The organism is Enterococcus sp. DIV0703 (genome assembly GCF_051711065.1).
GTDB classification, from domain to species: Bacteria; Bacillota; Bacilli; order Lactobacillales; family Enterococcaceae; genus Enterococcus_B; species Enterococcus_B hirae.
In genome coordinates, this window is the sequence record NZ_JBIOLX010000001.1 from 1,137,966 (window position 1) to 1,161,490 (window position 23,525).

Sequence of the window (23,525 nt, forward strand, 5' to 3'; positions counted from 1 at the left end):
TTAAAAATAGTTTTGTTGTGACCAACGAGGAATACTTTACCACGGGGATATATTTCATAGGTAATAGCTTTATGACAAATCTACCTTTTTTGTAATATTTGAAGTAACATATGTAATCGAAAGCGATTTCTTTGTCGTAAAATCAAGCATAATGTCTCTGAAAAGAGTAGCTGTCTAGTTATTAAGAAAAGGTTAATCTCACGTTTTTCTGTAGAAAAAATCTCTCTTTTGTCTCGAATAACGCTTAGATGAATATAAATAAAAACAGTCATGAGCATACAAACTAACGCTCATGACTGCTTTATTTATATTAGGAACAGAGGATAATTAAAAAATTATCGTTCTACTCTATTTGTAATAAGTGGAAAGAATTTCAAACAATAAATAGCACAAATTCCTACAATAATATAGATCGCTTTAGCTAGAATTGTCGTAGATCCACCTGCAATAGTAGCAACTAAATCAAATTCTAATAAACCAACCAATAACCAATTTAATCCACCAACGATCAACAATGTTAAAGCAATAATGTCTAAAGTTTTCATTTGTTATTTCTCCTCTCCATATTTGACATACTCTAATTATAAACTAATTTTTATATTAGTACTAAAATACTGCTTAAGCTTATAAAATAAGGTTATCAGCTGGTAATGTCATCTTTATTTATAAGAATACGAGTTTGATGATGAGAAAAAAATGAAATATATAAGTCAAGAAAGAGAAATGTCCAATGGAAAGCAAAAGGATTCAAGAACTGTAAACAAGCGTTACACTATTTAAAAGAATCGATTGAATAAGAGTTCAATTATGGTTCCTAATATTCATCGTTCTCATAATTCTTTTACAGTATAGGTCATAGGTTGTAAGTATAAAAAATGATTAAGATGGGCAAAATAGAAGGCATGCAGATAAAACAATACTGATTTCATTGCTTAATCGTAATAAGGAGAAATAATCAAAAAAGCTATCTTATGAAAACATAAGAAGGAACTGTCCATAGTAATCATTAGCAGTAAATTAACAGGAAGAGTAAAATAGAAAGAAGAATTTATGCGTAAAATTATCAGAAGTCAGGTCGTTTAGTATAACGAACAGTAAGTTTATTAATAAGACGTGAATAAGAAAACAAAAAAACGTAGAGCACGGAATGCTCTACGACTAGTCATTGATGCAGACGATGGGATTTGAACCCACACGAGCGTACGCTCACAAGACCCTCAATCTTGCATGTCTGCCGTTCCATCACGTCTGCGTATAATAACAATAAATTAATGATAGCGAGTATTTCCGCAGATGTCAAGATGAAAAGGGAGAGAAAAAGTGGAAAAATATGATGGGGAGTTTTCTATCTTAGGAATGAGTGTTGGGCTAATTCTTGGTATTGTATTGAAAGATTTGTCTGCCGGAATTTTTTTGGGTGTTATTTGCGGAATTGCTATGGACTGGGGTGCGAATTTCTTCAATGAATATCGACGGAAATGAGTTTGAAAACTAACTAAATTTTCTTATGGTTTTACTTAAAATTGTGGTAAATTTTAGAGGGATAGAGTATGATATTGAAAATAAGTAAAAAATAAAAAATCAGAAATTTCTGTTTATTTTGAAATGAGGGATTGGATAGCGTTATGAGAGAATTTGAAAAATCCAATAAACTAGAAGGCGTAAGCTACGACGTACGTGGACCTGTGTTAGAAGAAGCCGAACGTATGCAAGAAGAAGGGATCAGTATTTTGAAGTTAAATACTGGAAATCCTGCCCCCTTTGGATTTGAAGCGCCAAATGAAGTGATACGTGATTTGATTATGAATGCACGAGATTCAGAAGGCTATTCTGATTCTAAAGGCATTTTTTCAGCAAGAAAAGCGATTGAACAATATTGTCAAATCAAAAAGTTCCCCAATGTGACGATCAACGACATTTATACAGGGAATGGAGTCAGCGAACTGATCACAATGTGTATGCAAGGTCTACTTGATAATGGGGATGAGGTTTTAGTTCCGATGCCTGATTATCCATTATGGACGGCTTCAGTATCACTGGCTGGTGGAAAACCTGTTCATTATATATGTGACGAACAAGCAGAATGGTATCCTGATATTGATGACATTAAATCAAAAATAACGAGTAGAACAAAAGCAATCGTGATCATCAACCCAAATAATCCAACTGGAGCATTGTATCCAAAAGAGATTTTAGAGCAAATCGTGGAGATTGCTCGTCAAAATCAATTGATTATTTATTCTGATGAAATTTATGATCGTTTAGTCATGGATGGTTTAGAACATATTCCAATCGCTACCTTGGCACCAGATTTATTTGTCGTGACGTTGAATGGTTTATCTAAATCCCATCGTGTTGCAGGATTTCGTGTTGGCTGGATGGTGTTGAGTGGAGATAAATCACATGTTAAAGGCTATATTGAAGGATTGAACATGCTTTCTTCGATGCGTCTTTGTTCCAATGTATTGTCTCAGCAAATCATTCAGACGGCATTAGGTGGTTATCAAAGTGTGGATGAATTATTATTACCTGGTGGGCGTATTTATGAGCAACGAGAATTTATTTACAATGCCATTAATGACATTCCCGGCCTTTCTGCAGTAAAACCTAAAGCAGCGTTTTACATTTTTCCTAAGATTGATACGAAGCGTTTCAATATTTTAGATGACGAAAAGTTTGTTTTAGATTTCCTACATGAACATCATATCTTGCTGGTTCATGGTGGGGGATTTAATTGGCATCAACCGGATCATTTTAGAATCGTTTATTTACCAAAGATGGATGATCTGAAAACGACTGCTGTCAAAATGCGTGAATTTTTATCGACTTACCGACAAAAATAGCCTGTCATGGATGTTTTTACTCAAAAGAGCCGAACTCAAGTTTTGGCTCTTTTTGGTGTGAGAGATGAAATAATCACTAGCTAAATCAAAAATAAGGAAGGAAAAAAGTCGGACAAGTTTTTGATAGGACTTTTCTTGATGTTTCTTCTTCCGTAAAGTAAAATATTGGTATAATGCGAATACGCATATTTTGAAGGAGGATGCTTATGGAAACGTTGGTCGCTTCCTTTGGTACAATCATAAAAGAAATTCGAAAAGAACAGAAGATGACACAAAAAATGCTTTCGCAAGATATTTGTTCACAGAGTGTTTTAAGCAGAATTGAAAATAATGAAGAGCTACCAAATGTTGTTGTAATGGCACAAATTTGCCAACGTTTAGGCGTAACGATCGATCATGTCATGCGTTTATCTCATGGGAAAATTCGAGCGGTCTTAAAGAATTTTGAGTTAACAGACTTGTATTTTCAGCAACGAGATTATCGCAAGCTGGAACAAGTGTTAAAATCGCCAGAGGTTACAGAAAATTTGTACGAAGCTGCGGATTTTCAAAAATATTATTATTATTTAGGCGTCTGTGAATTTACATTACGAAAAAATATTACTCAAGCACTTAGTTATTTAAAAGAAGCGCTCTCCTATTCGACGTTAAAAGATCGAACACAAGTGACGGATGTTGAGATCCAGCTAGTCAGTTGCATTGGCAAAATCTATGGCGTAGCTGGCAAAACTGCGGAAGCTAGGTACTATTTAAGTCGTAGTATCCAACTCTTCCAAGAGACGATCCAAGATCGAACCAAAAGTGAGTTTACTCAAATTTTTTATAACTATGGAAGCTTTTTGTTGCACCAAGGAGAAATTGAACTATCTTTAGAACAAGTAAATCAAGGAATACGGTGGGCGCAAGATAAAAATAGTTATTATTACCTTAACGATTTATTTATTTTAAAGAGTTTGATTTATAAAAAGAAAGGTGAAATCAATAAAGCTCTCTTTTATGAAGAATTGGCACAATCAGTTAAAAAAATAGCAAAAAGTCTCTAAATGGTGTAGACCATTCTTGACTTATCTCCAAAATAAGAGTACCTTTAGGATAGAAAATCAAAGGAGAGAGAAGAATGAGAACTTTTATCTACGCAGACAAATTCTTTTTGTCATCCGGTGTCAAAAATGCAGGTTATCTTGAAATCACTGATGGTCTTTTTGGGGAGTATACCCAAAACACACCTGAAGGAGAAGTCAATATCATTGATCAAAGCGGAAAATGGATCGCTCCTGGTCTAGTTGATACACATATTCATGGCTATATGAACCATGATGTGATGGATAATGATGCAGAAGGTGTGAAAGCAATGTCAGAAGGATTGCTTTCTTGTGGAGTAACATCGTTTTTACCAACTACTTTAACATCAAGTAAAGAACGTTTAAAAGATGTAGCTGAAACAATTGGAAAAATGTACCAAGAAGCTCCTGGAGCAAAAATTAAAGGAATCTATTTTGAAGGACCATTCTTTACGGAAGAACATAAAGGGGCGCAAAATCCAAGTTATTTTGGAGACCCTGATCTTGATACTTTCCATGAATGGCAAGAAGCTTCGGGCGGACTGATCAAAAAAATTGCCCTAGCCCCAGAACGAAAAGGCGTTGAAGAGTTTGTCAAACAAGTGACAGATGAAGGCGTGGTTGTTTCATTGGGTCATAGTAATGCGACGATCGATGAAGCACAAAAGGCAGTAGAAGCAGGTGCCAGTGTCTTTGTCCATGCGTATAATGGCATGCGTGGATTAAATCATCGTGAACCTGGAATGGTTGGTGCGCTACTATCGCTAGAACATGTTTTTTCAGAATTGATTTGTGATGGCCATCATGTTCATCCAAATGCTGCTCAAATTTTAATGGAAAAAGCAGGTCATGACCATGTGGCATTGATCACTGATTGCATGATGGCTGGTGGAATGCCTGATGGCAATTATAATTTAGGAGAATTTCCAGTGGTCGTGAAAGATGGCACAGCTCGCTTAGAATCAGGTAATTTAGCAGGAAGTATCTTGAAATTAAAAGAAGCAATCAAAAATGTAGTAGACTGGGGATTAGCTACACCTGAACAAGCTGTGATGATGGGAAGCTTAGTACCAGCAATCAGCTGCAAGATCGATGATACTTGTGGCAAGATCGCAAAAGGTCGGGACGCTGATTTTATCGTATTGAATCCAGATATGACTTTAGAAGCAACATACTTAGATGGTGTGGAACGTTATCACGCTTAATAAAAAGACTGTTATTAAGTAAGTAAGAGCGAACCATCGCTGAAAGGCTGATTTGAAGAGCTTTGACTTAATGGATCAGATCATTTTATTTGAACATCATTCGTAAATAAGCAAAAGCCGATGTGGTTGGGACAGAACCTTGTTCCATTCACACCGGCTTTTTTTTAACTGATTTGGATGACTTTCACCCCAACATTTTTGATTTCAGCAATTACTTTTTCAGAACAAAACTTGTCAGTAATCAAATAATCAAAAACAGAAATATCTGCAATTTTAAATTTTGATGTTAAACCAATTTTACGATGATCAGCAACTAGAATTTTACATTTAAACGTTTGACGAATCATCATTTCATTGATCGTTGATTCATTGAGAATTTTAGTTGTTACGCCATTATCGATCGACACACCACTGCAACCAATGATACAGACATCAGCATTCATTGAAGAAATGGTATTTAATGCGATATCACCCACTAATGCTTCTTTTGGAAAGCGCATCTCACCTCCAGTCAAGATATAATTGCAGTTTTCTTTATGAGGGGAGTAAGTGATTTTTACGTTATTTGTGACAATTGTCAGGTGATTGGCACGTACATATTCAACCACTTTAAGTGCAGTAGAACTAGAATTGATGAATACGGTATCATAATCATTGATGTATTTACAAGCTTCACGAGCGATTGATTGTTTTAGTCGTTCTGGTCCAGATTGATCAAAGTCTGTACGATTATCATAATTATAAGAACAGAACCCGTAATGACGAATGATCTCATTTTTTTCTTCTAATAAATTTAGGTCTCTGCGTATTGTACTAATAGAGACTTTTAAAGATTCAGCTAACTCATATGTTGTCATTTGCTCTTTTTGTTGTAATCGCTCCAAAATATCCTTTTGACGCTTCTCAATATTGACAATGGAATTTTTCATTATTTACCCTCCTATTTGTTGCCTATGTATATGATTTTTATCGCTTCAAAGATTCATATAAAGTTTATTAACTATATATATCATACTAAAAAAATCAATTAACTTACAAAAAAGATCATATAAATAACAAACAGTCATATAAAAGGGTTTTCATGTTTGTCGTTGCATATTATGATTTAGATATCAACAAAAGAAAGTTCTTGAGAGGAGAATTACAATGAGCAAACATGTCAATGATGTCACAAAAGAAAATTGGGTTTTAGAAACATTTCCTGAATGGGGTACCTACTTGAATGAAGAGATCGAAACAGAAGAAGTAAAAGAAGGAACGGTTGCGATGTGGTGGTTAGGTTGTACCGGGATTTGGTTAAAGACGCATAAAGGGACAAATATTTTGTGTGATTTATGGTGTGGGACAGGTAAACGTAGTCATGGAAATGGGATGATGAAAAAAGGGCATCAGATGATGCGAATGAGTGGGGTTCAAAAAATGCAACCGAACTTGCGGACGCAACCTTTTGTGATTGACCCTTTTGAAATGAAAAGTGTAAACGCTTTAGCTGTCACGCATATCCATTCGGATCATTTGGATATCAATACAGCAGCTGCTGTTCATCAAAATTGTCCGAATGCAAAATTCATTGGTCCTCAAGAAGTAGTAAATACTTGGTTGAACTGGGGAATTCCAAAAGAGAAAACGATAATCGTCAAACCAGGAGATGAAGTCAAAATTGAGGATGTAACTATCGTTGCTTTAGAAGCATTTGACCGTACAGCATTAGTCACTTGTGAAGATCCAGAGGAAACTTTAAAAGGGAAAATACCTCAAGAAATGGATGAGATCGCTGTGAATTATCTATTTGAAACATCGGGTGGAAATATTTATCATGCTGGAGACTCTCATTATTCTAATATGTTTGCGAAACATGGGAACGAACATACTATTGATGTTTGCCTAGGTGCATATGGTGAAAATCCACGAGGTATCACGGATAAAGTGACTTCTGTCGATATGTTGCGAATGGCTGAGTCATTAAAGGCTAAAGTAGTCATCCCTGTTCATTATGATATCTGGGCAAATTTTATGGCTGATCCAAAAGAAATTACCGAAATATGGAAGTTTAAAAAGGATCGCTTGAAGTACGATTTTAAACCATATATCTGGCAGGTAGGAGGCAAGTTTACCTATCCAACGAACAAAGACGACCTGGAATTTAATTTCTACCGTGGTTTTGAGGATGTATTTTCTGTAGAAAACGATACACCATTCCCGTCATTCTTATAGAAAAGAGGCTAACAACATGTTGAAATATTTTTTGGATCAAGGCTTGGTGAAATATTCCGATAAAGAAATTACTGATTGGAAGGAAGCTGTTGCTGAAAGCTGTCAACTATTATTAGATAAAAAGTTGATTGATCAAAGTTACGTAGATGAAATCATCCAATGTGTAGAAGAACATGGTCCTTATATCGTGATTGTTCCCAAAGTGGCAATGCCACATTCTTCAGCAGATAGTGAAGGAGTTTATGGAACAGCTATATCATTCACTAAAATGAAAAGACCCATTCAATTCGACCAAGAAGAAAAATCAGCAAGTTTATTCTTTACTTTAGCAGCCAAAAATGTAGATCAGCATATGGAAAATATTCAAAAATTGTCTGAGTTGTTGATGATAGATGGGCTAATTGATCGTTTGGCAGATACCCATTCGATTGAAGACTATCGAGTGGTGATGCAAGAGTATAACTTATAGGAGGAAAAAAGAATGGCTGATTTTTTATTGAGCATTTGGACTTATTTCGCTACAAACATCTTAACTCAACCAGCTTATCTGATTGGTTTTATTGTACTGCTAGGGTACATTCTCTTGAAACGTCCATTTTATGAGTGTATTGCTGGTTTCTTGAAAGCAACAGTCGGTTACTTCATTTTGACGGTTGGTTCAGGAGGATTAGTAAACAACTTCCGCCCCATTTTAGTAGGTTTAAAAGAACGGTTTAATCTGGATGCGATGGTCACCGATCCATATTTTGGACAAAATGCCGTTGACTCTGGATTAGAGGAAACATTTGGTCGTACATTTGGGGATGTCATGATTTTACTTTTGATTGCTTTTGTTATGAATATCTTACTCGTTCGTTTTCAAAAATATACAAAATTACGTTCGGTTTTTACAACTGGAAATGTTCAGATTCAACAATCTGCAACTGCTTTTTGGATATTATTATTTTGTTTTCCCTCTTTAGGAAGAATTCAAGTTCTGATTTTTATGGGACTGATTTTAGGCTGTTATTGGGCAGTAGCTTCTAATTTAACAGTTGGTATCACCCAGGAGTTAACCGAGGGCGCTGGTTTTTCTGTGGCACATCAGCAAATGTTTGGTATTTATATATTTGCGAAGTTAGCCGAGTTTTTAAAGAAACGTGATCAAAAAAAAGAACACTCTAAAAAAGTGGATAAAAAATTGGAAGATATTGAATTACCAGGTTTTTTATCTATATTTAATGAAAATATGGTAGCAACTTCTTTATTAATGCTTTTATTTTTTGGAATTATTTTGTTAGTGCTAGGAAAAGATTATTTGATTCAAGCACAGTTTATGCAAGAAGGACAAAGTTTCTTGTTCTATATTATGACAACATCATTGAATTTTGCTGTCTACCTAGCCATTTTACAATTAGGAGTCCGTACTTTCGTGGATGAGCTAACACAATCTTTTCAAGGGATCTCAAATACAATCCTACCAGGTGCGGTTCCTGGGATTGACGTAGCTGCTACTTTTGGTTTTGGTTCACCTAACGCCGTAACCATTGGCTTCTTGTTTGGTGCCTTAGGTCAATTTTTGATGATTGCCTTACTCATTTTGTTCAAATCACCAACCATCGTGATTGCTGGTTTTATTCCATTGTTCTTTGACAATGCAGTTATCGCAGTTTTTGCCAACAATCGAGGTGGTTTCAAAGCCGCCTGTCTATTCCCATTTCTTTCTGGAATCATTCAAGTTGGTGGATCGGCCGTTTTTGCAACTTGGATCGGCATGTCAAAATATGGTGGCTATCTCGGTATGTTTGACTGGGCCACTGCTTGGCCATTATTTACTGTAATGATGAAGTTTTTGGGGTATGTTGGTATCGCATTAGTCGTGGTTGGGCTATTGATTATTCCACAATTACAATACCGTAAAAATCCAGACGGGTACTTTTTGATCGTCGATGATTATGAGCAATATGCAGAAAAATATCACAACGAGAATTAAATACAACAATAAAATTAAAATGAACACATAGGAGGAAAACATAATGAGAATTTTAGTATCTTGCGCAAACGGGTCGGGAACAAGTTTGATGATGATGAGAAGCGTCGAAAAGGCAATGAAAGAACTAGGTGTGTCAATTACCAAAATCCATCATTGTGCAATTTCTGAAGGAAAAAGTTCTGCGACTCAGTATGATGTCGTTTTTACACCAGTCAATTTTTTGAATATGTTTATCCAAGCAGAGAAAAAAGGAATTACAGTGATTGGCATTAAAAATGTCATGTCAGCCAAAGAAATTGGTGAAAAATTTGCTGAATCAGCGTTGTATCAAAAATCTAAATAAAAGAGGAAGACAAAATGAGCAGACCAAAATTACAGATTGCTTTGGATCATAATGATTTAGAACAAGCATTAGCAGATGTATTTCAAGTAGGGGATATTGTCGATATTATTGAAATTGGAACCATTTTATGTCTGCAAGAGGGGCGCAAAGCCATCAGCTGTATTCGTAGCATGTTTCCAAGGAAAACAATTGTTGCTGATACAAAATGTGCGGATGCCGGGGGCACGGTAGCCAAAAATGTAACTGATGCCGGTGCGGATTTTATGACTGTTATCTGCTGTGCTACTCTGCCAACCATGGAAGCAGCTCAAAAAGAAGTGAAGGCATTGCAAGTCGAACTGTATGGGGATTGGACCTATGAACAAGCAGCTGAATGGCGGAGGATCGGTATCCAACAGGTGATCTATCATCAAAGTCGAGATGCATTACTTTCTGGTGAAACTTGGGGAGAACGGGATCTGACAAAAGTAAAGAAATTGATAGAAATGGGCTTTGCAGTTTCTGTGACAGGTGGATTAAACGTGGAAACATTGAAATTATTCGCAGGGATTGAAGTGGAAACTTTTATAGCTGGAAGAGGGATTTCTAGTGCGGACGATCCTGCAAAAGCAGCCAATGATTTTAAACAAGAAATGATTCGCATTTGGGGGGAATAGACTTGGCTCAAATCGGAATTTATGAGAAGGCACTACCAAAAGATATCTCTTGGAAAGAGCGCTTTTTATTAGCAAAGGAACTTGGTTTTTCCTTTATTGAGATGTCGATTGACGAGACAGATGAACGCCTAGCTCGACTCAATTGGTCTGACGAGAGGATCAATCAAATACGCAAAGACATGAAAGAGACGGGCATACGGATCAATTCCATTTGTCTGAGTGGTCATCGCAGGTTTCCTTTTGGCTCTTCAAATGAAGCGTATCGGATAAAAGCCAAAGAATTGATGGTCAAAGCGATCCGACTTGCTCAGCGCTTAAGTATCAAAATTATCCAAGTAGCCGGATACGATGTCTATTATGAGAAAAAAACAAGGCTATCACGAAAATTATTTATTGAAGGACTCGAAGAAAGCGTCAAAATAGCTTCTGAATATGGAATAATCTTGTCAATTGAAATTATGGATGATCCATTTATGAATTCAATCACTAAATTTTTAGAAATCAAACGCCAGATTGATTCACCATATCTTCAAGTCTACCCAGATCTTGGTAACCTTTCGGCTTGGCAAGAAAACGATCCAGAACGTGAACTAGAAAAGGGAATCGAATGGATTTCTTCCATCCACTTAAAGGATACCTATCCAGTAACAACTGAATCATCAGGTCAATTTCGTGATGTTCCTTTTGGCGCAGGCTGTGTTGACTTTGAGGGTTTGTTAAAGAAACTCAAACAGTTGAATTATAATGGGTCATTTTTAATTGAAATGTGGAGTGAAAAAAATCCGGATTTTAAAAAAGAAATCGCAGCAGCAAAAAGCTATCTTTATCCGAAGCTAAAGGAGGCAGGTTATGAGTTTGCGTAATCCGATCATTAAAGAAATGAAACAACGTGTTTATGAAGCAAATTTGGCACTACCTCAATATGGACTAGTTAAGTTGACTTGGGGAAATGTCAGTGAGATTGATCGAGCGCTTGGGGTGATCGTGATCAAGCCAAGTGGTGTAAAGTATGAACAGATGGCTCCCGAACAAATGGTAGTGACTGATCTAGCTGGAAATCCGCTAGAAGAAGATGGGATGAAGCCCTCTTCTGATTTATCGACTCATGTGATTTTGTATCAAGCTTTTGAAAAAATCAATGCTATCGTCCACACGCACTCCACTCATTCAGTCATGTGGGCGCAGGCTGGTCGAGACTTGCCTGCCTATGGAACAACTCATGCGGATGCTTTTTATGGAACGATTCCTTGCACACGGCAATTAACTGAAGAAGAAGTTAAAAGTGCTTATGAAAGAAACACTGGTCATGTGATTGTTGAAACGTTTCAAGAGAGACAATTAGCTCCCACTGAAGTTCCTGGTGTATTCGTTTATGGACACGGCCCATTTACTTGGGGTGAAACCCCTGCAAAGGCGGTAGAGAATAGCTTGATCTTAGACGAAATATGCTTAATGGCTAAAGAAAATGAAAAAATTAATCCTGCTATGCAATCTATTCCACAATATCTTTTAGATAAGCACTACTATCGAAAACATGGGATGCATGCATATTACGGTCAAAAATGACGAAGCTTGCGGGGGCTTACTTGAAGTCTTCACATTTATTGATTCGTAGCACTTAGTAGCAAATTTTTATTCTTGATTTATAAAAGAGTTACTATGTCTGAGTTTGATGTCTGATGTCAAACTCAGACGTAGTTTTTTCTTGTATAAATACTTAGTTATCCAAAGCTACGATTCAACTAAAATTTCTAAACGCGTCACATATTCTTCTGGCTTATTCGTTTCGTGAAAATCAATCAGATAAGATTCATAAAATGGACTGGCTCTATGAAGCGAATGGGTAGTCAGGTAGTTCATGATGGTAGCAATTCCTTTCTTCCTTTGTTCATAGTCACCTTTAAAACTATAACTAAGATAATTTCCAGCAGGGAGTATCTCAGCATCCTCATTTTTAATCGTAAGATCAGGACAAAAATAAAATACTTGATAGGTAAAAGGATCTTCTTCTAAATGGATGATACTACCAAAAAGATTTTGATTATTAGTGCTTAATAAAGGTTCGTATTTTTTATGAAGTTCTTTTAACGAAAAGTCGATTTGTTCATCCGTCGCAACCGTAGAAGCTTTAAGAATCAGTCTTTTCGGTTGCTGCACTAATAGCACTTCTTGATAGTCTATGCTTTCTGCTTCTTCAATTAACTGGACACGTTCGATTAATAGTTCGATTTTTTTTTGTGAGTCACTGATGAGTTGATGAAGTGCCTCGATTTCAAAAGCTAATAATTCTTTTGTCTTGCTGATTTCTTTTTGCTTCAAATAATCGGCGATCTCAGTAATGGAGACGTCAAAATAACGTAGGTCACGGATGGTATTCAGTTGTTCAATGTGTTCGTAAGAATAATTTCGATAGCCATTTTCATCATAATCCGGTGTAATCAAACCTAATTTTTCATAATAGCGTAAAGTATGGGCTGTAATATCATAGAGCTTTGCTAATTCATTGATTTTCAAATCATCACTTCCATTGATCAGTCATTTTAAGTAAGGTTATTTTACTACGAAACGTGGGGGAAATGTGAATGGAATTGATTTTTTTATTCTACATAGATAGATTTGCTTAAATTTTTCTTGACCTTAGAGTCACTCTAACCTTTATGATTTGATCAGTAAGAATTATTGGAGGAAAAAAATGAAAGAATGGTACACCTTATCAATCATAGAAATCAAAGAAAAATTAATGGTAAAAAAAGCAATGAACGAACAAGAAAGGAACGAACGACAACTTAAGTATGGAAGAAACGTCTTAGAAAATGGTATTAAAGTTCCAGAATGGAAAAAATTTCTTTCTTACTTTCATGATGCACTGATGTACATTTTACTAGGAGCTGCGATCGTTAAGCTTTTTACAGGCGCATATATTGAAGGCAGTATGATTTTTTTAGTTGTTTTCTTAAATGCGCTGATCGGCTATTTACAAGAACGAAAGGCAGCTTCATCTTTAGACAGCATTGCGGAATTACTTAGTGAAAAAGCAGTCATCATCGAAAAGGGACAGCAAAAAGAGATTGCACCAGCTGATTTAGTGGTGGGGGATCAAATCGTATTAGCTGCTGGAGATATCGTTTCTGCAGATGTTCGTTTGAGTGAAACGTTCAATTTACAAATCGATGAAGCAATTCTTACTGGAGAAACCCATGCGATCCAAAAGACGACCGACCCGTTACCGCTAGAGACTCCTTTAGCGGAACAAACGAATATGGCTTTTTCTGGGACTAAAGTGGAATCAGGCAGAGGAGTAGGGATCGTAGTCGCTGTCGGAACTGCTACAGAAATTGGAAAAATCAGCACTTCATTAGGGTCGATCACAGAACAAGAAACACCGTTATTGAAGAAAATCAAAGAAATGAATACTAGTATATTTAAAGGAATCGCTGCGTTGATTTTATTGTTAGCTACCGTATCCTACTTTTATTATGGCATGACTTGGGGCTATATAGCGACAGCTGTCATTGCCTTGATCGTGTCTTCTATCCCAGAAGGACTTCCTTCGATCTTAACGATTATTTTATCTTCGGGTGTCAATCGAATGGCAAAGAAACAAGCAATCGTCAAAAATCTACCCACAGTTGAAACGTTAGGGGCAATGACAGTAATTTGTTCAGATAAAACAGGAACACTGACTAAAAATGAAATGACATTGGTTAGCTTAGCGACTAGAGAAGCGAACCATGGGGTGGAAATGCTTGAAGAAAAAAACTGGACCAAAAATGAGACTTGGCTTGTTGAAGCGATGCATAATTGTCAAGAAACCCAACTAACTCAAGGAGTATGTCCAACTTCAGGTAATGCCACGGAATTAGCTTTATTAAAATGGACCAATCAACAACCGATCGAACTTTATCCAGTCGTTGATAAAATCCCTTTCGACTCAGCTTACAAATATATGGCGACCGTCCATGAAATTGCAGGAAAAAGGATCTTATTTGTGAAAGGTGCGCCAGATGTTTTACTGAATAAAGTGCAATATGAACTGGGATCAGATGGAAGACAACAACAGATAGATCATGCTATGTGGTTACAAAAAAACGAACAATTAGCGCAAACAGGCCAACGTGTCTTAGCGTTTGCAATGAAAGAGTTAAAGGATCGTGAATTGTCACATGAAGAATTAATGAATGAGCTGGTGATGATTGGACTTAGTGGCATCATTGATCCACCAAAGGAATCAGCTATTGCTTCAGTCAAGGAAATGCAACAAGCAGGGATCAGAGTAAAAATGATCACTGGCGATCATCAAGCAACAGCAAAAGCGATCGCTGAGAAATTAGGTTTAAAAAATGCTAAATCGGCGATTACGGGAACGGAATTAGATCAATTGACAGAAGAAGAATGGAAGATCGCTGTCCGTGAGAATGATGTTTTTGCCAGGACGACACCTGAACATAAATTGGCTATTGTGACCTATCTCCAAGAACAAGATGAAATTGTTGGAATGACTGGGGACGGCGTTAATGATGCGCCAGCTTTGAAAAAAGCCGATGTCGGGATCGCTATGGGAATCAAAGGGAGCGATGTTAGCAAACAGGCAGCAGACATGGTGTTGGTAGATGATAATTTTGAGACCATTGCAAAAGCCGTGAAAGAAGGACGAAGAATTTTTGATAATTTGAAAAAGACGATTCTCTTTTATTTGCCAACTTGTTTAGCCCAAGGATTATTATTGCTCTTTTCATTGGTAGGAAATTTCCCATTACCTTTAACTACTGTACAAATCTTGTGGTTAAATCTAGTCGCTTCGATCACCCTTTCATACGCATTGGGTTTTGAAAAAGCAGATCAAGATGTTATGAATCGTCCACCGAGACCAATTAACGAAAAAATCCTATCAAAATATGCACTTTTGCGTATTTTATATGTTGGGATCATCATGACTATTTTAGGGTTCGTTGCAATGGATTTTGTTCCTGCTGAAGCGAAACAAACCGTTCTGATCAATGCGATGGTTTTTGGACAAGCCTTCTACATGGTTAATTGTCGAAGAGTGACTGAATTTAGTCTGACAAAAGATCTTTTTGAAAATCGGGCATTACTCTATTCGATTGGAGCGATGATCCTCTTACAAGGATTGATGTTAGTGTTCCCACCATTAAAAATTGCGATTGGGACAGTTTCGTTGACTGTCCAAGAAGTAAGCATCAGTTTACTACCTGGATTGGTTTTATTCCTTCTTGTTGAATTAGAGAAAGCTTTTGTAGGGATGACGGTAAAATCAACTCACAAACTAGATGCATGAGCCATTTTCTTTTTCAGAATAGAAGCGAACAAAAATAATAAACGATCGCATCAAAGTTCTTTTGTTGCCGGTGGGGTGTCCGCCCCACTGGCTAAATCGTCATTGGGAAATTGGTAAAACAAAATATCGATCAAACTATACAGAAAGTTATTCTATTGGTATGATAGAACAAAACAGAGGAGGAGGCGATTACATGATTGGAGGGGTGGCATTAGAGACGATTTATTGGTATACACTTTTAACTTGTGCGGGGATTGCAGTTTTTCTGCTAGTCTTTGGAGATATTTTTGATTTCGATGGTCCAATTGACCCGATACTCATTGTCCCTTGGCTAACTTTTACCAGCCTGTTTGGGTATTTAGGAGAGCGCTTAACAGAATTAGATTCGCTGTTTCTATTGATTTCAAGTGGGGCGATTGCAACTGTTTTAGTGTTTTTGCTCAATTTTTATGTCCGAATGCCGATGAAAAATGCTGAAAGTACGTTGTCGGCATCAGAAAAAACTCTTGAAGGACAGATGGCGATCGTAGTTACACCCATACCATTAAAAGGGATGGGGGAGATCCAATTAAAAAGTGTGACTGGTTCGATTACGCGACCTGCATGCTTTTATGCCCCACAAAGTTCACCAGCTAAGCAAGGAGAACAGGTCTTGATCATTGAAGTAAAAGAAAGAGTTTGTTATGTAACGCCTTATGAAGGCATGCTAAAAATATGAAGGAGTGTATAAGAAATGGAAATATCAGGAGTTTATATCGCAATTGCTATTGCAGTCTTGATCATTTTAATGTTACTGATCGTCTTTGTAGCAAAATATCAAACTGCCAAACCAGATGAAGCATTAATTATTAGCGGGAGTTATTTAGGCAGTAAAAATGTCCACGCAGATGAAAGTAATAATAAAATCAAAATCGTTCGTGGTGGCGGGGCATTTGTTTTACCAGTTTTCCAACGCTCGAATCGGATCAGTCTCTTGTCAAGCAAGTTAGATGTTTCGACGCCAGAAGTCTATACTGAACAAGGGGTACCAGTGATGTGTGATGGCACCTCAATCATCAAGATTGGTTCTTCAGTGGAAGAGATTGCGACTGCTGCAGAACAGTTTCTAGGTAAAACACGTGAGGAACTTGAAAATGAAGCAAGAGAAGTTTTGGAAGGGCATCTTCGTTCCATTTTGGGTTCGATGACTGTAGAAGAAATTTATCAAAACCGCGACAAATTTAGTCAAAGCGTTCAAGAAGTGGCATCTGTTGATTTAGCGAAAATGGGATTGATCATTGTTTCGTTTACGATCAAAGAAGTTCGTGATAAAAACGGTTACTTAGATTCTTTAGGGAAACCACGGATCGCCCAAGTGAAACGTGACGCAGATATTGCGGAAGCAGAAGCGTTAAAAGAAACACGTATTAAAAAAGCAGAAGCTGAAAAAGATTCTCAAGCAGCGGAACTACAAAGACAGACGGAAATTGCAGAATCAATCAAAGAAAAAGAATTAAAACTAGCTTCTTACAAGCAAGAACAAGATATTGCAAAAGCCAAAGCAGACCAAGCCTATAACTTGGAAAGCGCTCGGGCGCAACAACATGTTGTTGAACAAGAAATGGAAGTAAAAGTCATTGAACGACAAAAACAAATTGAATTAGAAGAAAAAGAAATCATTCGTCGTGAGAAACAATACGATTCGGAAGTGAAGAAAAAAGCTGATGCGGATCGTTATGCCAAAGAACAAGAAGCACAAGCTCAAAAGGTAAAAGAAGTAACTGAAGCCGAAGCTGAACAATTCCGCGTTGAAGCTCTGGCACAAGCCGAAGCCAATAAAACCCGGTTAGCTGGTCAAGCGGAAGCGGAAGCGACTTTAGCCAAAGGAGCGGCCGAAGCTGAAGCCAAAGCCAAAATCGCAGATGCGTTCAAAGAATATGGTGAAGCAGCGGTCTTGAGTATGGTAATCGAGATGTTACCACAATTAATGAAAGAAGCAGCACAGCCATTAGGAAACATTGAGAAAATCTCAGTGGTTGATACCAGTAACGGGTCAAGCGAAAACGGCGGAGCGAACCGGGTGACTAACTATGCTACCAATCTCTTAGCTTCCACTCAAGAAACGTTGAAAGAAACAACAGGATTAGATATCAAAGACATTATCGAAAATCTCTCTAATCGTGGAACGATGAAACAAGTTAATCTCTATGAAAACGGGGAACAACCCGATCAAGCAGAATAACTATTGTTTAAATTAGTTAGAAAAATAAACAAACCAGTTTCTTTCATGTTGAAGAGACTGGTTTGTTTATTTATGTATTAGCTATTTTTGTGTTTTTTGATCTGTTCTTCGACTTCTGCCAAATTTTCTCTAAGCAAAGCTTCTTTTTTTTGCAGCTCAACTAAGTCTTCTACAAGCTCTTCTTTCTTTTCTGTCTCAGGTGGACGGAGAAAGAAATTGATTCCGATGGCGATAAAGGTTCCAATGAATGTGTCTAAGACTCGTTGGATCGCATATAAAGAGGATTCGCCTTGAGGAACGCTCAGAGCAATCAACAACAAAGTGGCGATTGCTGAGATGATCCCAGAATTATTATTGATTCCGTCAGATACCACGATGACGATGACCACTAGAACCGGCAGCAGAAATAATTCCACTAAAAAATCATTGTGAAAATAGTTCTTTACTAAAAAATAGATGATTCCGAGAAAGCCGCCGATTGAATTGCCAATGATTCTTGAACGACCAAAGGAAACAGTAGTGGTTAAATCTTGGCGCAAGGAAAAAACAGCTGACAATGCAGCAATCATCGGTAGTCCTCGATCAGTGACGTGGAAAAATAAAATACATAAAAAAACTGCTAATGCGCTTTTTATTGTTCGCATTCCTAAACGAAAACGGCCAAATTCCATCGCTTATTCTCCTTTTAGTCCTTTTTAATAGGATAACGAACTTTTAAAGAGATTGCTAGTTTTTAGCTAAGTCTTTTAGTATAATTCTAAGAAAAGAGAGGGGTTGCTTATGCGTATCGGAATGAGGACCGTGAAAACAGTGGTTAGTAGTATGTTGTCCATGGTTACCGCCCAAATGTTTTCATTATTGTTTTGGCCTTCAGCAGGAATCATTGCTTTGTTAAGTGTGGGCAACACGAAACGTTCAACTTTAAGAACTGGGATGTTAAGGATTGCGGCATTTATTTTAGCGACTGTGATTGCTTTTATTAGTTTTTTTATTTTTGATTATACGATCTTGGGGTTTGGCTTGTTCCTACTACTGTTTATTCCTCTGACTGTTGGGTTAAAATTGACGGATGGAATTGTCGTAAATTCTGTGCTAGTCACACACTATTTAAGTGAAAAAAATATGAGTTGGTCGTTGATCGGTAATGCAGCAAGTTTAATGGCTATCGGTGTCTTTTTTGCATTAGTAGCGAATATCTATATGCCGGATATCAAAAAACAGCTACAAAAAAATCAACAATTGATCGAAGAAGAGTTTCGTATCATTTTAAACAACATGGCTGATTTCCTACTGACTGGAAGAAATACCAACAATCAACTGCTTTGTGATAAATTGTTGGCTTTCGTAAGAGAAAGTCAGAGCGATGCTAGGAAGTACCAAGAGAATTACTGGGTGAAACAAACGCAATACTATGAAACGTATTTTTCCATGCGTCGAACCCAAATCAACGTGATCAAAGATATGCAGGGGAATCTGGATCGAATCCAAGACCCGGTTCCTTATGGCAAGCATATTTACGGCTTGTTGGTTTATACTGCAGAAACTTTTTCTGAAAAAAATGATGGGAAAGAATTATTGAAGCGGATTGAAGAAGTCTACGAACTATATCGGGACATGGCTATGCCCAAAGAACGTTTAGAATTTGAAGATCGAGCAGAATTGTTTCAATTTTTGCAATCCTTTAAGAGCTTTATTGAAATCAAAGCGGAATTTTCGCAACAATCGATTGGTTAAATTATTCAGTTCAATGAATGAAATAAAGAGAAGCTGTTTAAGCATTGGGGATGTCTCCGTTGCTTAAACAGCTTTTCATGTTTTGAAAAATTCCAGCTTATTTCAAGGAGCTTATTTTTGCCAAAGTTTTTGCATCCCATCAAGAATCTCGATGACATCGTGGGTCAGAAACAACGAACGGTTAGGGAGTTCGCCTTTAATAGTTTTAACCATATTTTCGATTTCATAATTCATGGCTTGCGCGGTGCTGCCGCTTTCGATCCATTCTTTTGTCCCGTCATTGAAGATGATCTCCGCACGATCCGCACGAGGGTAATCGGTGATGGTGATATAGCCTTCTTCAAAGGCAACGATTCCCACTTTAGGCATTTTGGCTTGGAAAGTCAGACTGATCGTTGCTAACTCATTTTCTTTATTCCTTAAAATAGTCACTGACTGTTCATCCACACCTGTTTCAAATGGTACCATTGTTGATGCAATAACTTCTGGTTGAGAGCTCAAAAAGAAACGAGCAAACGAGACGGCATATGTCCCAATATCTAATAAAGCACCACCAGCTAATTCAGGATTGAAAAAGCGATTGGTTGGGTCGGGATCTTTATAGCTGCCAAATGGTGCTTGAATCATTTTTAATGCCCCAAGCTTGTTTGTATCGATCAAAGAACGTAACTGTTGATACAATGGCATATTGAAAATCGTCATCGCTTCTGCTAACACTAGATTCTTTTCTTCTGCTAATTTCATTGCTTCGGTCAGTTCTTTTTTATTCATGGTGATCGCTTTTTCACATAAAACATGCTTATTCGCTGCTAATGCTTCCATGATATGTTGACTATGTTGACGATTGGGAACGGCAATATAAATAATATCGATTTCTTGGTCATTAAGCATTTCTTGATAACTACCATATGCTTTAGGAATATGATAGCGTTGTGCAAATGCTTCTGCTTTATCTATTGTTCGTGAAGCAACTGCTGCCAACTCGCTTGTTTCTTGGTCAAAATGTTCCGCAAACTCATGTGCAATATTTCCTAAGCCAATGATTCCCCATTGATACTTTTTCATACTTCAAAACTCCTTCTCGTGTTATATTTAATATAGTGAATGAAATGAAAAAATGCCATTGTCCTTGTTTAATTATACCAAATGAATCGTTAAAATTTGTGTTAGAGTACTTTAATAAGAAAAAGTAAAGCCGTAGTGAATTTTTTTGAAATTTAAGTAAAATGAGTAGAGGGGGAAACTTTTATGCATCAAGTTTATGTTGATTTGATTCTTAGTGTATTACTGGAACAGTACGCAACAGAAAAGAATTTTTTAGAGGACTATTTAGTAATTGACGAAGCGCAGTGGGAAGGCTGGAAACGAGGAGAGAAGAACCTTCCATCTGAAACCATGCAGAAAATCAAAAACCTGTTTACTGATTATGAATGGATGCTTACGCAAAAGATTTTACGACAAACGATCATTTTCCCTGAAAAAAGGACGACTGCAGTGGCAGAGTATAAACAAATCAAAACGAGAATCGCTCAAAAATGGTTAACGGATGGTCCTGCCAAAGTCGAATTGATTCCATTAAAAAACGATCAATATCTTACAGGGTTCCTTGACTTGAAGGTAAGTATTAATTATGATGAATGGGGTTATGACGACATCTTGAACTTTCGATTACCTGCAGACGTTCAAAGACAGATCGAAGGCGAGAAATTGGAACTGTTGGATTGGGTAAACGAGAATTTAGAAGAAACCTATGTTCATGAAAAAAATGAACATAAAAAGGAATGAGAGGATTTTTAAGAGTGAATAAAGTTTTAGGGTTTGGAGCAGTTGTGATCATGGTTGCCGCAATGGGGTACATCTTTGTAAGCGAGCAACACATGAAATCTGACGTCCAAGCAGAAAATCAAACAACTGAACAAGTAACCAAACAGACAACAAAGAGTTCCAAAGAAACTAAAGTGAAGGATTCTACCAAAAAAAGTGAAGATCTACCAAAGGTTCAACCGACCGATTGGGATCTTGTCTTGGTAGGACCTGATCATAAAATCGAAAAAGAAATCAATGAAGACACGCAGCTGGCATCACTGCCCAATGGTTATTTGATCGATAAACGTATCGAATCCCATTATGAAGATTTTGCGAAAGCAGCACAATCTGCAGGTTTTCCTTTAGTGATGGTCTCCGCATATCGTTCGGTTGCAGCACAGCAACAGGTGTTTACACAAAATGTCCAAGAAGTGATGAGTAGTCAACATGTTTCAGAGGAAGAGGCGACAGCAATCACGAAACAAACGATCACCGTCCCTGGGCATAGTGAACATCATACAGGCTTAGCGGTCGATGTAGTGGATGAAAATTGGTATAATAATTATCCTTCACAGCTTTTAGAGGCAAGTTATGGAGATCAACCAGGGGCAAAATGGATTGCTGAAAATGCGCCTAAATATGGATTTATCATACGTTATCCTAAAGATCGTCAAGATATTACAAAAATCACGTATGAACCATGGCACCTACGTTATGTTGGAGAAGAAAGTGCGGCCTATATTTCGAAACATGATATCACATTAGAAGAATACTTAGAACAATTACAAAAGAAATAGGAGTAGTGAATGGCCAAAAAAAAATGGAAGAAACAAAAACGTAATTCATTACGCTTGATTGCTGTGATTTTTGGTGGAATATTGTTGATGATAGCTTTTGTTCTCTCTTTACGAGGCTTATCAGCGCCTCTTGTTGGGCAAGAACAGAATAACAATGAGGCACAAACACATCAACAATTTATTGATCGATTAGCTCCTCATGCGAAAGAATTACAAACCGGCTATGGCGTTCTCCCAAGTATCATTTTAGGTCAGGCAATTCTTGAATCAAACTGGGGCGAGAGTACGTTAGCCAGTCAATACAATAATCTTTTTGGAATTAAAGCATATGGTGATCAAAAAAAGGTCAATTTAGAAACAAAGGAATTTGTGAATGAAGAATGGGTCACGATCCAAGGAGATTTTCGTGTGTATGATTCATGGGAACAATCGATGGACTCTCACACACAACTTTTTGTGAATGGGGTAGATTGGAATCCAGCATTATATGAAAAAGTGATCACGGCTACGAACTATCGTGAAGCTGCCCAAGCACTGCAAGATGCAGGCTACGCAACTGACCCTTCCTACGCACAAAAAATTATCCAAGTCATTGAAACCTATCACTTGGATCAATATGATCAATAACTATGAAAAAGGGAGTGGCAAGATGGCAGAGCAATTTACCCCTGAAATTATGACCGAGCTACGAAAAGATATCGTTAGAGTACCTGAGGTCATTATGGAGGCAAGTGGTATTAAGATTTTTGGAAAACTGATCCGATCGATTATTTTTACTACTGATATAGCAATTGTCCGGAATACAAATGCAAATGCCGTGATTGCTGTGTACCCATTTACTCCGCATCCTGCAATCACTAAAAGTATTATCGAAGCAGCAGACATTCCAGTATTTTCAGGTGTTGGCGGAGGTCTAACGCAAGGCACGCGCTCTTCTTACATGAGCTTATTCGCTGAAGCGCAAGGATCATTAGGAGTCGTTTTAAATGCACCCACACCACTTGAAACAGTTCAAGAAGTTTGTCGTGCAGTGGATATCCCAGTGATTAGTACAGTGACATCGAAATATACAGAAATCGATGAAAAATTGGCAGCAGGTATTACGATCATCAATATCAGTGCAGGGAAAGAAACAACTGAAACGGTAAAATTTTTCCGAGAAAAGTATCCGGAACTACCGATTATTGCTACTGGTGGTCCAACAGATCAAAGCATCTTGGATACGATCAAAGCTGGAGCGAACGCTATTACCTATACTCCTCCAAGTAACGGGGAATTATTTAGTCGTAAAATGGAAAAGTATCGACAACTTGAAAAGCAAGAGGAATCATAAAAATCAAAAACAAGTCAAAAAAGAGAAAAAATCGTGGCACTCAC

At 37.3% G+C, this 23,525-nt stretch carries 24 protein-coding genes and 1 tRNA gene; 19 read left to right on the forward strand and 6 right to left on the reverse strand.

What is annotated here, in order from left to right; genetic code table 11:
- Positions 1-335: 335 nt before the first annotated feature.
- The gene (locus tag IGK81_RS05175; RefSeq protein ID WP_010719419.1) at positions 336-545 is read right to left on the reverse strand and encodes a DUF378 domain-containing protein; all 210 of its coding nucleotides are present in this window, start codon (positions 543-545) and stop codon (positions 336-338) included.
- Between the two features lie 624 nt (positions 546-1,169).
- Positions 1,170-1,252, reverse strand: a tRNA-Leu gene (locus tag IGK81_RS05180).
- A gap of 68 nt (positions 1,253-1,320) precedes the next feature.
- Here IGK81_RS05180 and IGK81_RS05185 point away from each other — a divergent pair.
- The 4 genes from IGK81_RS05185 to nagA all read left to right on the forward strand — a co-directional run bounded on the left by IGK81_RS05185 (position 1,321) and on the right by nagA (position 5,109).
- Positions 1,321-1,482 (forward strand): hypothetical protein, encoded by a 162-nt coding sequence (locus IGK81_RS05185; RefSeq protein ID WP_181878293.1) that lies wholly within the window; start codon positions 1,321-1,323, stop codon positions 1,480-1,482.
- A gap of 143 nt (positions 1,483-1,625) precedes the next feature.
- Positions 1,626-2,843, forward strand: coding sequence for a pyridoxal phosphate-dependent aminotransferase (locus tag IGK81_RS05190; protein ID WP_010719417.1), 1,218 nt, complete (start codon positions 1,626-1,628; stop codon positions 2,841-2,843).
- Positions 2,844-3,049: 206 nt separating this feature from the next.
- Entirely contained in the window at positions 3,050-3,886 is an 837-nt protein-coding gene (locus IGK81_RS05195; protein ID WP_010719416.1) for a helix-turn-helix domain-containing protein, read from the forward strand.
- Positions 3,887-3,960: 74 nt separating this feature from the next.
- Positions 3,961-5,109: an N-acetylglucosamine-6-phosphate deacetylase gene (gene nagA / locus IGK81_RS05200; protein ID WP_010719415.1), complete on the forward strand. Its 1,149-nt coding sequence runs from the start codon at positions 3,961-3,963 to the stop codon at positions 5,107-5,109.
- 164 nt (positions 5,110-5,273) lie between these two features.
- Here nagA and IGK81_RS05205 read toward each other — a convergent pair whose 3' ends face one another.
- The gene (locus tag IGK81_RS05205) at positions 5,274-6,038 is read right to left on the reverse strand and encodes a DeoR/GlpR family DNA-binding transcription regulator (protein WP_034700348.1); all 765 of its coding nucleotides are present in this window, start codon (positions 6,036-6,038) and stop codon (positions 5,274-5,276) included.
- A 217-nt stretch (positions 6,039-6,255) separates the two neighbouring features.
- Between IGK81_RS05205 and ulaG the strand changes: the two genes are divergently transcribed.
- Genes ulaG through IGK81_RS05240 form a run of 7 tightly spaced genes read left to right on the forward strand, consistent with a single transcriptional unit; the run spans position 6,256 to position 11,860 of the window.
- Positions 6,256-7,323 carry an L-ascorbate 6-phosphate lactonase gene (gene ulaG, locus IGK81_RS05210; protein WP_034700350.1) on the forward strand — a complete coding sequence of 356 codons (1,068 nt, stop codon included), beginning with the start codon at positions 6,256-6,258 and terminating at the stop codon, positions 7,321-7,323.
- Positions 7,324-7,339: 16 nt separating this feature from the next.
- Positions 7,340-7,792, forward strand: a complete 453-nt coding sequence (locus tag IGK81_RS05215; RefSeq protein ID WP_010719411.1) for a PTS sugar transporter subunit IIA — start codon at positions 7,340-7,342, stop codon at positions 7,790-7,792.
- Between the two features lie 12 nt (positions 7,793-7,804).
- Positions 7,805-9,295 carry a PTS ascorbate transporter subunit IIC gene (locus IGK81_RS05220; protein WP_010737417.1) on the forward strand — a complete coding sequence of 497 codons (1,491 nt, stop codon included), beginning with the start codon at positions 7,805-7,807 and terminating at the stop codon, positions 9,293-9,295.
- Between the two features lie 43 nt (positions 9,296-9,338).
- Positions 9,339-9,638 (forward strand): PTS sugar transporter subunit IIB, encoded by a 300-nt coding sequence (locus IGK81_RS05225; RefSeq protein ID WP_010719408.1) that lies wholly within the window; start codon positions 9,339-9,341, stop codon positions 9,636-9,638.
- Between the two features lie 14 nt (positions 9,639-9,652).
- Positions 9,653-10,294: a 3-keto-L-gulonate-6-phosphate decarboxylase UlaD gene (locus IGK81_RS05230; RefSeq protein ID WP_010719407.1), complete on the forward strand. Its 642-nt coding sequence runs from the start codon at positions 9,653-9,655 to the stop codon at positions 10,292-10,294.
- 2 nt (positions 10,295-10,296) lie between these two features.
- On the forward strand, positions 10,297-11,157 hold the full coding sequence (locus IGK81_RS05235) for an L-ribulose-5-phosphate 3-epimerase (RefSeq protein WP_034700353.1): 861 nt from the start codon (positions 10,297-10,299) through the stop codon (positions 11,155-11,157).
- Entirely contained in the window at positions 11,144-11,860 is a 717-nt protein-coding gene (locus tag IGK81_RS05240) for an L-ribulose-5-phosphate 4-epimerase (protein WP_034700355.1), read from the forward strand. The genes IGK81_RS05235 and IGK81_RS05240 overlap by 14 nt, the downstream gene beginning before the upstream one ends.
- Before the next feature lie 165 nt (positions 11,861-12,025).
- Here the strand turns inward: IGK81_RS05240 and IGK81_RS05245 are convergent, their stop codons facing one another.
- On the reverse strand, positions 12,026-12,808 hold the full coding sequence (locus tag IGK81_RS05245) for a MerR family transcriptional regulator (RefSeq protein ID WP_010719404.1): 783 nt from the start codon (positions 12,806-12,808) through the stop codon (positions 12,026-12,028).
- A 178-nt stretch (positions 12,809-12,986) separates the two neighbouring features.
- On the opposite strand from IGK81_RS05245, the gene IGK81_RS05250 reads away from it, so the two are divergent.
- The 3 genes from IGK81_RS05250 to IGK81_RS05260 all read left to right on the forward strand — a co-directional run bounded on the left by IGK81_RS05250 (position 12,987) and on the right by IGK81_RS05260 (position 17,811).
- Positions 12,987-15,590, forward strand: a complete 2,604-nt coding sequence (locus IGK81_RS05250; RefSeq protein WP_412003904.1) for an HAD-IC family P-type ATPase — start codon at positions 12,987-12,989, stop codon at positions 15,588-15,590.
- Positions 15,591-15,783: 193 nt separating this feature from the next.
- On the forward strand, positions 15,784-16,308 hold the full coding sequence (locus tag IGK81_RS05255) for an NfeD family protein (RefSeq protein WP_010719402.1): 525 nt from the start codon (positions 15,784-15,786) through the stop codon (positions 16,306-16,308).
- Between the two features lie 15 nt (positions 16,309-16,323).
- Positions 16,324-17,811 (forward strand): flotillin family protein, encoded by a 1,488-nt coding sequence (locus IGK81_RS05260; protein WP_010719401.1) that lies wholly within the window; start codon positions 16,324-16,326, stop codon positions 17,809-17,811.
- Positions 17,812-17,888: 77 nt separating this feature from the next.
- Here the strand turns inward: IGK81_RS05260 and IGK81_RS05265 are convergent, their stop codons facing one another.
- Positions 17,889-18,482, reverse strand: a complete 594-nt coding sequence (locus tag IGK81_RS05265; RefSeq protein ID WP_010719400.1) for an FUSC family protein — start codon at positions 18,480-18,482, stop codon at positions 17,889-17,891.
- Between the two features lie 109 nt (positions 18,483-18,591).
- On the opposite strand from IGK81_RS05265, the gene IGK81_RS05270 reads away from it, so the two are divergent.
- Positions 18,592-19,545, forward strand: a complete 954-nt coding sequence (locus tag IGK81_RS05270; protein ID WP_034700359.1) for an aromatic acid exporter family protein — start codon at positions 18,592-18,594, stop codon at positions 19,543-19,545.
- A gap of 111 nt (positions 19,546-19,656) precedes the next feature.
- On the opposite strand, the gene IGK81_RS05275 is transcribed toward IGK81_RS05270, so the two are convergent.
- Positions 19,657-20,610 carry a Gfo/Idh/MocA family protein gene (locus IGK81_RS05275; protein ID WP_010737424.1) on the reverse strand — a complete coding sequence of 318 codons (954 nt, stop codon included), beginning with the start codon at positions 20,608-20,610 and terminating at the stop codon, positions 19,657-19,659.
- 183 nt (positions 20,611-20,793) lie between these two features.
- Between IGK81_RS05275 and IGK81_RS05280 the strand changes: the two genes are divergently transcribed.
- Genes IGK81_RS05280 through IGK81_RS05295 form a run of 4 tightly spaced genes read left to right on the forward strand, consistent with a single transcriptional unit; the run spans position 20,794 to position 23,481 of the window.
- Positions 20,794-21,330: a hypothetical protein gene (locus IGK81_RS05280; protein WP_014834723.1), complete on the forward strand. Its 537-nt coding sequence runs from the start codon at positions 20,794-20,796 to the stop codon at positions 21,328-21,330.
- Between the two features lie 14 nt (positions 21,331-21,344).
- Positions 21,345-22,148, forward strand: a complete 804-nt coding sequence (locus IGK81_RS05285; protein WP_034700361.1) for a M15 family metallopeptidase — start codon at positions 21,345-21,347, stop codon at positions 22,146-22,148.
- Positions 22,149-22,157: 9 nt separating this feature from the next.
- Positions 22,158-22,775 (forward strand): glycoside hydrolase family 73 protein, encoded by a 618-nt coding sequence (locus IGK81_RS05290; protein ID WP_010737427.1) that lies wholly within the window; start codon positions 22,158-22,160, stop codon positions 22,773-22,775.
- A 22-nt stretch (positions 22,776-22,797) separates the two neighbouring features.
- Entirely contained in the window at positions 22,798-23,481 is a 684-nt protein-coding gene (locus IGK81_RS05295) for a hypothetical protein (protein WP_010737428.1), read from the forward strand.
- The last annotated feature ends 44 nt before the right edge of the window (positions 23,482-23,525 follow it).